This is a genomic window from Arcicella sp. GW822-FHT02H01 (assembly GCF_058802005.1).
Genome location: NZ_JBXANT010000003.1, coordinates 1 through 12499, shown reverse-complemented (window position 1 = coordinate 12499; position 12499 = coordinate 1). Strand labels below are relative to the sequence as shown.

Genomic DNA, 12499 nt, shown 5'->3' with positions numbered 1-12499 from the left:
AATTATTATTATGTTAAGTAATATACAAAACATTAATTATCTACTTTATACAAGTAAAAGCCTATTACAAAAATCTGTAAGGATTAAATAGTTTGAAATGATGTTGGAAATAAAGCGAATGGATTTATTTTTACCGATAAAATTAAAATTATAAAAATCCACAACATATATGAAAAGACTTTTTGTATTAACCCTTACCTCAATTATTACTTTTAATGCACTGGCCCAGCATAATAAGCATATAAATAATATATCTTTAACGAATCCATCAACTACAGATTTAGTCGAGAAACCTATTAGTATTCAGCGCAAGAGTTTTACTGCTAAAATTGCTAATCAACTTTTTCCACAAATTATCAATGCAAAAGGAAAGGAAATTCCTTCACAATTAAATGATTTAGATGGAGATGGAAATTGGGATGAGCTATTTTTTGTGGCTGATATTCCTCAAAAAACAACCTTGAAACTATCTGTAAAATGGATTGCTAGTCAACCTAGCTACCCTATCAAAACAAGCGTTCGTTTTGGGAAAAGAAGTTCAAAAAACACTCCTGTTGAACCTAAAACTAGCGATACTTTTTATGCTAATCAATTACCAAAATTAATTGGCTATCAGCCTTATCAAACAGATGGCCCAACATGGGAAAATGATAAAGTAGCTTTTCGACATTATTTAGATGGCAGAAACGCTAAAGATTTATTTGGAAAAAGGACGTCTGCTATTTCCCCTGAAAATGTGGGTATTTCTGAAACAGGTGCTGTACAAGATAATTACCATGTATTGAAAGACTGGGGACGCGATATTTTGCCTGCTGGTAATACAGAAGGATTATCTGTTGGACTTGGTGGCGTGGGATTATTAATCAATAATCAACTTTACAGAGTTGGTGTAACTGCCAATGATACTGTTCATAATATTGAAGCTACCGATTTTAAAATTGTTAGTGAAGGAGCAGTAAAGTCTGAAATTAGTTTAAACTATCATAATTGGAAGCCAACTGCTGATAGAACATACCAATTATTAGAAAATCCGACTATCTGGCCAGGGATGTATGCCTACCAAAATACGGTTAAGTTTGCTGGACTCAAAGGTGATGAAACCTTGGTAATTGGCCTATCCAAAGTAGCGACTAATCATCCTGTAACTGAAATCAAGCAAGGAAAGTTTGTGGCCTTGTACACACACGATGCCCAAACTTATAACAAAGAGTTTATTGTAGGCCTAGCCATTATTTTACCGCTAGAAACTTACCAAGGTTATGGCGAATCACCTAAAACTGGTTCTTTTGCTTTGAGCTATTATGGTAAGTTGAAAGTAAAAAATGGAACACCCATTAAATATTATGCCGTTGGAGGTTGGGAATTAGCGGATGACTGTTTCAAAACATCTGCTTGTTTCGAAGAATATTTAAAGAAATTGATGGCTCAACTAAATATTGAGGTAACAACCAAGGTACAATAGTAGTAGAAGGATTACAATAATGTCCCTCTCCCCTACTCTATTGCTACTATCTTATACAGGGTTATTAAGTTCTTCATTTTAAGAAAACATCATATAAAAATAGCCCCACTATCCTTAGCGAGGGACTTAAGTCCCTCGCTAAGGATAAGTTATAAATTAACATCCCCTACTCTATTTCCAATGCTTATTTGTATATTGTAAATTAGCAACTATAAATACGTAAAACAGAGGCTTAACTTACCTATTTAGCATTACTTCTTACTGAAATAGAATCTCCAAATGCACTTTCACGGTCGTCAATTTCAGTTACACTAATCGTGTATATGTACACAGTATTAGGTGTCACCTTATCATCCGTAAAAGAAAAGGTGGATGAACTTATCGTTCCTTTTTTTACAAATGTCCCTCCTGTTGCCTCACGCCTATAAATATTATAGGCTTTACGATTAGGGTATTCCATTTGAGGTAGACTTACTACCACTCCTTCTGGCACCGCTCGTACATAAAATACGTTCACAGTCTCCACCTCTTTTTTAGGAAGCATAAATTCTCCTGTATCACTAAACGGACTGATTTCGCTGTTGTCTGCTACGGCGGCTACTCGATATTCATAAATAATACCTGCTTGTATATCACTATCAGTATAGCTAACGCTATTAGGCAATACTTTAAGGGGTGTAAACGTGTCATCTCCTTTTTTCTTTTTTTCTAAGATATAAGATTCTACGATATTATCTTGAGTACGAGTATCCTTCCAACTAATATCCAGTTTGCCATTCACACAGTAAAAATGCAAATCTGGTGGGGGCGTGATATTAAGTTTACGAAGTGGTCGGATATCAGCTACATTGCTGTAAGCACTCGTATCTTGACGAAGATTTTGGTTTAAAACAGCATAATAATATCGACTTCGACCACTTAATGACTGAGCTGTATCTAAATAGGTCTTGGTTTTAATAGGGCCTGCAATTATTCCCATATGCTTAGGCGATGTTCCTCGGTAAACATAATACCCAAAAAATGACGTGGCATCTGAAGCATCCCAAGTTAAACGTACATCTTTGCCTTCGGGCAATGTTGTAAGGTTATAAGGCGTTGTAGGTTTAGAAAACTTTGTGTAAGTGCCAATACCTTGTGCCGCTATCCGCTGTTGTACTCCTGTACTAGGTAAAAATAAAGCTTTTACTTGGTAGCGATAATGTTGACCAACCTGTATGGCATAATCAGTAAATAAGGTATCGCTAACTGAAAGTACGCCTAATGAATCTGCCTTATCCTGACTATCATAACGAATAATCTCGATACCTGTTAAATATGGTTTTTCGGGAAGTTGTTTCCAAGAAACGCTGATACCTTCTGTAATATCAGTTACATTGATCCCATAAATAAGGGGTACAATTTTTTCAGTAATGGAAAATACATTCACGGTATCCGATGGTAAACCTTGATTATAGACTTCATCCTGCAAAGTAATATAGGCACTTATTTGTTCTTCACTTATTGTTTTTTTATAGTAAGTGAAAGAAATACTGTCGCCTGTGTTGTTTAATACAGGGAACATTTGTTGTTCATCTACATATTCTCCATTTTTTAACAAATGTATCTTTGCACGTAATTCTTTGATGGGGAATGGCATTTTAAAAACAGTACCGTCTACATCGACAGTAAGTTTTATTTTTGGTTTGAAAAGCATCGTAACCCTATCGTCATCAACTGGTACTTGCCAAGTAATAGCAACAGAGCTATCAGCTACAACCACTCCTTTTTTGATAGGTTTTACATAATCTAAAGTATAATTACCTACTTTGCTTTGTACAATGGAGTATCCCCATGGTCGTTGAGATTTATCCTTGTCAACACGTGTTACTTTATAAATCACAAGGTCATCTTTATTAACATCTTTATCAAAAAATACTTGCCCAGCAGCTATACGAGTTTCAATAATTTTGTAAAATAGCGAATAAGATGCTGCGGTTTGATGTGTTTGAAAATAAGTAACCAGCTCTTTATCTGAAGCTAGATTATAGTATTTTTTCATTTCATCAATAGCCGACGGAGAGAGCAATCTTCCTAACTCTTTTTCGGAAGATACTGCCTGTGCAGTACCTATCTTTTTTAAGAGCTTCTCAGATTTACCAAGGTTCTGGGCGTCGTAGGCGGTTCTTTCAATAATGAAATAATCGATGTTTTGAAGCAATGATGAATCCTTAGAAAATAAGTCTTCCGAGCCAAGTAAATAAATGTAATTACCAGCTGGAGAAGTAGCGGTCGATAACCTATGACCAGCATCCTCGATAGCCTGAGCCTTTCCTGTTTGACAAAGAGCAAACATGGCTATTAGGAAGAAATATATGTATATTTTCATGTCTGATTAACTATTACAATAAATTGAAATTAACTTGTGTCCCTTTATTTTGGCGATAAGCAAAAGATGCTGAAAGATTTTTACAAACTTTAAATCCTACACTTGGATAACCAAGACACACTGAGCTAGTACAGCTCCAATCGTAGCAACAACTTCTAAAGGGGTTGCCACAACAAGGATGATGCCATGTTGAGCAACAACATTCCACCCATGTAGCTCTTATACTATTACAACCCACACTATTATCATTGTACAAACTAAAGCCTAGGCTAGCATTGCCGTTTAAATACCAGCTACCGTCGTATCCACCTGTTATATTAATGTTAGCATTTGCATTTCCATATAAAGAGAAACCCATAATACTTGCCGAAGCGTTAGCATAAGCAGAGATTGATGCGGTAGCAAACAGCGTTTTATTATTGTATTTATAGTACATTTCGGTTTTACCTGACCCCCCGAAACCATAATTGAAACCAAATGCTTTGAAACCGCTTATACCTACATTAAAGCCCCCGCTTTTTGATGGCATATTTAACGAACCTTTAACGTAAATTGCATTAAAATAAGGCGTATAAGTAGGTACTTTCACGATATCAAACCCCATAAACATTGGGATGGTAATAAAACCTAAGTTTACATTTTTATATACAGGCATGCTTACATCCTTTGTTCCTGTTTGTACATTTTCTAAAGCGGAAGTATTAATATTACCGAACATATTTCTTGCTTCAGCAGGAGAATCAGCATCTGTATTATTGTAATTAATACCTAATGCTATAAAAGCATTGCCATTGAGCATATCACCCAAAGTGCTTAAATTAGCATTAACTGCCAAGAATAATGCACCACTTGATGTTGATTGAGGTCCTAAGCCAAATAATACTCCTTTTACATTTACATTGCCTAAACCTGTCATTAAAGGAACATTACCATCAACCGTTACTAGTAACAGTTTTTTACAGAAGTCAACTTTCATGGTCATATTACCCCAATCCTTCTTCTCCATGTTTAGGGTAGCTCTTCCTTCAATTACAGGAGTGCCACCACAATTATTGGCATCAAACAATACACTGATTTTGGTGTCCTTGAGGTAAGCTACATCTTTAGGTGTACCAGTTGGGCCAATATCACCAGTCAGATATACACTGTATATATTTGTACCAGTATTAAAATCAAACCCACCACCTATGCTATGCCATTGAATTGGCCCCGTAATGATTCCTGCGGTTGCTTTAATGCCTGCCCCTAATTCAAATCCACCCTTACTTAGGCTATAATACTTGAAGTTTGCATCGAAGACCTTGTTAAGTGTCGTCATTTTAGCAATACCTTCAAAGCCTTGTCTATCCCCACTATAAGCTATTTTTATGGTGGATGTTAGTTTAAAGGTAGGATTCTCGATGGCAAGGGCTATTTCATTCAACCTTACATCGATTCCATTTCCTGTATTTGCCACCAAGATAGACCCTGCTACATTTGCTTTAAAGCCTTTGATAGGAAATTCCACACCCCCAGCGATACCAACAGCCCACGAACCCTGTGCTTCATCGAATGGGGTACTAGCAGGTCCAGTAGATACCTCTGTCTTAGCAGAAGTATTAACCAAATAGCTATTCATTTTATCCATGGTCATGCCATAGCCGATATTTACCAAAAAGCGGTCAACACTAATCTTAACTGCTTTCAAATCAATTTTAATATTTGGCTTAACGGCCATAAATACGGCCCAGTCTTTGGTACTCAGCTGAAATTTCTGAATTTCGACGGGAAAAATACTTGTTAGCGAAGAGTTACTACTGGTAGCACCGTCTTTTTTATAGTCTAACAAACCAGAAGCTGCAAAATTAAAGCTTTTGTCTGCCGAACTATAACTCATATCGATAGACGTATTACCTGGTGTGGTAAATACCAACGATTTGATGCTTAACCCTTTTGCTGGCAGGTTGAAACTTCCAGAAAGTGTTTGCTCACCTCTCATATTAATGATAGATAAAGTTTTAATGGTAAGTACACCATCATCATCTTTTCCAGCAGCATCTTGTTTTTTCAAGGCGATTGAGCCTCCCATTGTTACACCCACATTGGCTGAACCAAGACCGCTCAGTTCTAACTTCGTAAGTTTCAACACAACCTTTTGCATGTTTGCAACCAGCGGTTTTTCTACACTTATTGGGAATTTAATCAGTCCCAGAGAAAAGTCGGAGCTTATTAAGAATTTCTCTAGCTTTATTTTTCCGCCATCTGCCAAATCAATGGCTATCGTCTTCGGAAACTGGAAGTATCCGTTTAAATCTATGCCAGCCTTAGTTAACAATGCCAAGTTTCTATCAATAAAAAGACTACTAATACTACCTACTTTTGATTCTACATAGCTGGTTGGAGTACTACTAGTTGTAAGGAAAGATACAATAGTGCTGTAATCATAGTTTGCATCCAAAAACTTGACTTTAAAGCTTCTTTCGGTAGTTAATTCACTAACGGTTGTACTTGGAGCTGAAAATACAGCATTAAAAATATTATTAGTATTAGCTCCATCCTTTATTATGGCATCATTTAGTTTAACAGGCAACTTACTGACAACGCTACTTTCATTTAATTTCAATACTAGTTGATTGCCCCCTATGATACCTGATGAATAATTACCCTGAGCATTAGCTTTTAGTTGTAGAAAGGGCATCCCTTGTACTTCGACGGGTGCAAAACCAAACATGGTTGTTTTGAGTACTGCTTCTTCAAAATTAATATCGGCAATAGGCTCTGCATTCCCTGTCTTTGCTCCCATCCTAACGTTTACATTTTTAAAAGTCAGTGTTTTAGTATTACCTTCAATCCTAAATAATGCGTTTGAAGCGACGGTTAAAGTACCTGTGATGCTATAATTAGCATCTGCGGTGCGTAATTGTTTGGTAATTACTACTGGGTAGCCAGCAAGAGTGGTGATTTTGGGAATAGAAAGGTCGATTATTTCCAATCCTACATTAAACGTAGATGACTCTGTAATTTTAGCTACACTATCTAATTTATAATAACCTCTACGTTGAAAGCTATACGTAAAAGATTCGTTTTTAGGCAGATAAAGCACATACTGTCCACTCTTATCAGTGCTACTAGTATAGGGCATTCCAACCACCGATATTACTACCGAATCTAGTCCAATCCCTGTTTTTTTATTCGCAATCTTACCACTTATCCTCACGCCATCCTGCAACTGAATATTAATATCATTTAAACCTCCCTTTATTAAATTAAACTCTCCAAGGAACGGGACAAAAGGCTTATCGTCGGGCAATGCTGTAATGGCAAATTTATAATTGCCTGGGGTATTGCTATACTGAAAGGGGGCTCCTACTGGAACATCCTGATTGACTGTACTATTGATGCTAATTTTAGCCTTAATAGCCTGTCCGTTAAGTTTAATATTCAGCCTAACAATACCATTCAAATTACTAATAGTATTGTTTCCGCTATCAACAACTCTTTGTATATCAGTTTGTTCTATAAATAATAAACTATATACGTCAAACAGATTCCCACTTCCAATACCTAAGTTATCGGCAGTAAGGTCTTGGATTTTTTTAAGGGTCATCCAATCTTTTAAACTAGCTTTTCCAGCCATTTTGCTCTGCCATTCGCTTGGAGATAAACCAGAGGTCTTTAGCCCATCCTGACTACCCATATTAACCGTGACATTGCCACTGTTATACCCATCCGCAGAAAACTCCAGTGCTAAAGAACTAGCAGCCAGCGTTGTCAAATAATATATTCCTTCTGCCGTGGTTTTAGTACTTATATTAGTACCAATAACCTTTACCATGGCATTTGCTACTGGGAAATTATTATTGTCAACCAATCGCCCTACCACACTTTGGTAAATATTTTTCAGCACAATGTTCTTGGTAAAAGGCGTAGTGCCATTATATATTGTTTCTTCAGAAAAAGGTATATCTTGAATGGTGCGGTCTGTAATACTTAACTTAATAACAGACCCTTTTTTCAAATCTGGCAAATTGAAGCTGTAATATCCAAAAAAGTCTGTTACAGTTTCTAAAGCTTGGTTAGGTAAAGGCCCTGATACATCCGAAGGGTTTAGTGTAGCTGTAATCCTTACGCCACTTCTCCCTTTGTTTTTGAAGGTGATAGTACCGTCAAGCGTGTTATTAAGATTATAGGCGAAATTGCGTTTAATACTTACAATACGTTTTTGAGCATAGAGACTTCTTACCTGCTGTATTGGGTAATAAACAGGTGGCTTATTGGTAACATTTACTTGTGCAACATATTTTATATCATCCTGACCTAAAAACAACTTTTTATAAGCATTCCCAGACCTTAGCGTAGTTAGAATTACATAATCTTTACCGTTGTATTGTGTATGCTCAAGGCTAGCGTTTACACTCTTTAAAAAACTGTATTTGTTCCAAGTAGCAGTATTCAATAAGATATTAACAGACACCTGATCCGCTCCAGTCAGGGTTGGCCTAACTACGTTTGCTGCTATCTGCATAGTATTAGCAGTTACTACATCAAGCCCAACATTCATAGCAACTACTCCCGCTTTAGGAACTTCGATTTCTCTAGTGATAGTGTTGAAAAAACCTTCGGGCGATGAAATTTCTATATAAGGATTTCTTACTATCTCCCATTGTTTACTTGAAATAGGAGGCATGACATATTTACCTTCAGCATCTGTCATAGCTCTTCCAAGCGGACTAGACTGTAAACGAGAGCCTAAATGAGGCACATACAAAATTACCACAGCCCCCTTTAAAGGATACTGAGTTCTATCTGCTTTGTACGATGGCACAATTTCTTGTGAGGTTTCAATGATTGGTGTGGTGGATACCAATGGTGTCCCTCCTGTTTCATCGGTCGCTTCCGTGGCATCGAAAGCCCAGTTAACGGTTCCTCCTATCTTAACCTGAACATTAGTAGCAACGGTAGCAGTGGGTAGAGTTTTAATTGTAGGAGTTGTACCGTATTGTATTGGTACACTGTATGTAAAACCGATAACGGCACTTTGTCCATTGTTACGGAAAGTAATAGCATTAGTAGGGTCAAAAGCCTGTACCATAAGGGCATATCTTCGTCCTGCCACTAATATCGGGTCGCCTGGATTATAGATGTACATATTCCCCATCACTTCCTTTTCAAAAAAGAATGGTGTAGAAGCAGATTGCATTGCAGCGTTAGGATTTAAGTTTCCTACAATCTCTACTAGCCTGAGACGGTACATTACAGTTGGCGGTGCCCCTGGGGGCGTGCTCCAATTTAAAGTAAGTACCTGTGTACCTGATGCTAACACAATTTGCTCGTTGTACGGAGAAATAAGCGTTGGCGGTTCAAGACTGGTTATACTAAAAGAATTACTACAACCATTTGGTTGGTCAGCACTCAATGGTAAGTTATTATCATAATCATAGGCCCGTGCACACAACCTATAATTCGCTTCAGGAAGTCCATTGCCCCTGATGGCTTCATTTTTCGTGATGCCTGTATAAATGAGGTTTTCGAAATCTAAGAATGATGAAATGTCACCTGCATTCAGCACTACTAATCCACCAGCTGGCACGACGATTGGGCTCCCACTTCGGAAAGACAAACTGCTATGAATTTCAACGCCGTTATCACCCGCAATACTTGCTAAAAGCTGAATGCGTCTTTCGGTAGTACTAGTGTTCATCACAGTAATCATAACCTGTTCAGGGTGCGACGCATAGTCGGTTATACGGTACCGATATGGAGGAAGCACTTGTACACTAACGTTAATTTGTGCAAAAGAACTTGTAAACAAACCCATCAACAGACAGATTAGGCACCCTTTAAGTAATAGTTTTTTCATACAGTTAAAAGTTAAATAAGTAAGTAATCTCATTTCTTAATTAGGTATAGCTTGTTTGTGATAACCTTGGCGTGGGATTATTCCAAGTAAAAAGCAGGCATCTTTAAGTTATTTATAAATAGGACTTATACCAAACTGATGATTAAAGGGCTAATTGAAAGAACGGACTGTTAGACTGTATATAGCTAAAATTGGGATACTAAGATTAGAAATATTGATGGTAGCCGAACCACGAAAAAGATAGGCATTACTTTGGTTACAATTGGACATTCCCTTTGTATTATACTAGGTTTGGGGAGCTTCAAATCTACCAGTGATAGATAAATATTTCTGGCTTTCTAGGTTATCGAATAATTGCCCCATGCTTGTTAAAGCTGTGACTGATAAGAGTATTAACAAAACTGTTACAGCAATTTTATCCTTTGATGTATTTAGTATATAAACACTTGTAAATAAATGTGTTATCATTATTAGGTTTAGGTTCAAAGTGATTAGTATATACTAAATTTCTATGCGAGTTTGATTCTTTCGGAAGTTACATATATTTATCTAAAGAATAGTATCTTATTTAAAAAGGTATCTAAACAGCACTCCACATGATGCCAACGGTGATTTTAGGTATGTAAAAAAAGACTTTAAATACCTGAAAAAATTCTTATAATCCCATCTGAGAAATAAAGCATTTTCACTGGATGAGGTTAACTTTTTAATATATACGACATCACCTTTGAGGGGTTGATAAAACAGCTCTTCCCTCCTATTTATAGTAGTTATTTAAATGCTTTATTTTCCCAAGCGGACATAATGTCCACTTGGGAAACATGATTCAACTATTCGTTTTTAACTGAAATATCAATAGTCAATTGAGACGTTTTGGGGATTGTTCTCTTCCCTCACTTTTGTATTGAAATAAAAATTTGGAATAACCTTTTGCTATTCATCAATCAAAAAAAGTGGGTCAGAAAATTAATTTTCTGACCCACTTTTTTTGATTATAACATTTGGAATATTTCACATTTTCCCAAGTGGACATTATGTCCGCTTGGGAAAATATTGCGATTAAGCTTCAAAAAGAACCTTCCCTAATTCTTCTACTTTTACTTTTAGTGATTGATAATCATCTAAACTATTCGTTTGATATACTCTTTCTAACATATGCTGAATAGTAAGAATAGTCTCTCTATTTATTTTTCTTTCCGTCCCAAGCATTGCTTCAGTACTATCTTTCTTAGACAAAACCTTTTCTAAATCTTCAATAGATTCAATCGAATTATCTACGGCTACTTTCGTTAATTGCTGTACCGATTTTTTAGAAACTTTTTGTTTTCCAGCAAGAATTTCCTTCTTAAAAGCAGGACTAAGTTTTTCTAACCCAATCGCAAATTCACCATCACGGCGAATAGTTTTTTCATCTACATTAAATTGTTTGGCTATTTTTTGAGATGTTTTTTCTTCACCTGCGTCTTTGCTGAAATTTTCAGCTTTGCTCGTAATCTTTTCATTATTGTACCTTAGCCCACGATAATATGCCATCTGAATTTGGCTTAGGTTCCTTCTACCCATCTGAAGGTCAAGCATGTAGTTTTTGACATCCTGTAAGCTATGAAAAAACATCAGCATAACATTAAAAGAAATGTTATGTTTGGTGCAAATTTTATACCGGTTATGTCCATCTACTAATACAAAACGTTCTGTATCAGTAATAGCCTCAGGATTGATTATTTTCTCAGTAGTCTGCCAGATTATTAAAGAATCTTTACACCCATTTGCAAGGATATTGCTTTCTAAACCTTGTAGTTCTTCCTCTTGCAATGGCTCAATAAGGTTTTTGAGCTCTTCTAAGATAATTATTTTTTGTTTTATCGTTTCATTAGAAATCAATCCAGAAGTTACTGTCTGCGTCACGTTAGATTTCATCTGTGTTTTAAAATCAATCTTTTTTGCCATTCCCTGATTACTTTTTATTGTTCAAGTTATTAAGAAGCTCCACTGCCAATTGATCATAAGACTTAGCGGCAGCTGAGTTCTTATCAAAGTCAAAAATCAGTGATTTAAGCGCTTGTGCTTTCTTGATTTCTATGCCTTTTTTAATTTCTGTTTCAAAAATATTTACACTGCTATACGTTTCGCGAACTGCTTCTTTCAAGCCAATATGAACAGTATTCTTTTCAACAATCGTAAACAAGATACCTTCTATTCTCAGTCCTGGATTAGATAAAATTTGTGTTTCAAGAATTACTCCAAACAAAGAATTTAACCCGTTTACAGCATTCATTTCTGGTTGCATGGCTACAATGCATGAATTAGACGCATTTAGCGCGTTTAACGTCAAAACAGATAGGGAAGGGGGGCAATCTATTAAAATAAAGTCATACACATCTAAAAAGGGCACTAAAGCTCTTTGTAAACGTTGTTGATTGGCAGGAGCAGAGAGCAGAGAGAGCTCGGCCTTTTGCAATTCTAAATCAGATGGAGCAATGTGCAGATTTTCCGTAATTGGCTTGATATGGAGGGTTTCATTAAAATTAATCAACGAATTGAAAACCTGCCCCTCATCGGTTGTTACATTAAAAATTTGGCTCAAATTTCCCTGAGAATCTAAATCTACTAAAAGTACTTTCAGCCCTCTATTTGATAACGCCTCTCCTAAATAAGCCGTTGTGGTTGTTTTACCAACCCCACCTTTGTTATTAGCAATAGCAATTGTGGTAGCTTTTAAATTAAACGTCTCGCTATAACCATACTTCATCAAAATTGGTAATAATTTCAATCGTTGTTTATCTGATAATTCTCTTTTGAGATTAATAATTTGTGTCAGCGACCTTGTAGGCAT

The 12499-nt window shown here is 36.3% G+C and carries 6 protein-coding genes; 1 reads left to right on the top strand and 5 read right to left on the bottom strand.

What is annotated here, in order from left to right; translation table 11 throughout:
- Window positions 1-169 precede the first annotated feature (169 nt).
- Window positions 170-1462 carry a DUF4861 family protein gene (locus tag AC1RNE_RS21605; protein WP_492804089.1) on the top strand — a complete coding sequence of 431 codons (1293 nt, stop codon included), beginning with the start codon at window positions 170-172 and terminating at the stop codon, window positions 1460-1462.
- Window positions 1463-1703: 241 nt separating this feature from the next.
- On the opposite strand, the gene AC1RNE_RS21600 is transcribed toward AC1RNE_RS21605, so the two are convergent.
- The 5 genes from AC1RNE_RS21600 to AC1RNE_RS21580 form a co-directional block, all read right to left on the bottom strand.
- On the bottom strand, window positions 1704-3827 hold the full coding sequence (locus AC1RNE_RS21600; protein WP_492804087.1) for a fibronectin type III domain-containing protein: 2124 nt from the start codon (window positions 3825-3827) through the stop codon (window positions 1704-1706).
- Between the two features lie 13 nt (window positions 3828-3840).
- Window positions 3841-9666, bottom strand: coding sequence for a carboxypeptidase regulatory-like domain-containing protein (locus AC1RNE_RS21595; RefSeq protein WP_492804086.1), 5826 nt, complete (start codon window positions 9664-9666; stop codon window positions 3841-3843).
- A gap of 285 nt (window positions 9667-9951) precedes the next feature.
- Window positions 9952-10134 carry a hypothetical protein gene (locus tag AC1RNE_RS21590; RefSeq protein ID WP_492804084.1) on the bottom strand — a complete coding sequence of 61 codons (183 nt, stop codon included), beginning with the start codon at window positions 10132-10134 and terminating at the stop codon, window positions 9952-9954.
- Window positions 10135-10725: 591 nt separating this feature from the next.
- Window positions 10726-11613 carry a hypothetical protein gene (locus AC1RNE_RS21585; RefSeq protein WP_492804083.1) on the bottom strand — a complete coding sequence of 296 codons (888 nt, stop codon included), beginning with the start codon at window positions 11611-11613 and terminating at the stop codon, window positions 10726-10728.
- Window positions 11614-11620: 7 nt separating this feature from the next.
- The coding region (locus tag AC1RNE_RS21580) for a ParA family protein (RefSeq protein ID WP_492804081.1) at window positions 11621-12499 on the bottom strand (879 nt) is incomplete at its 5' end.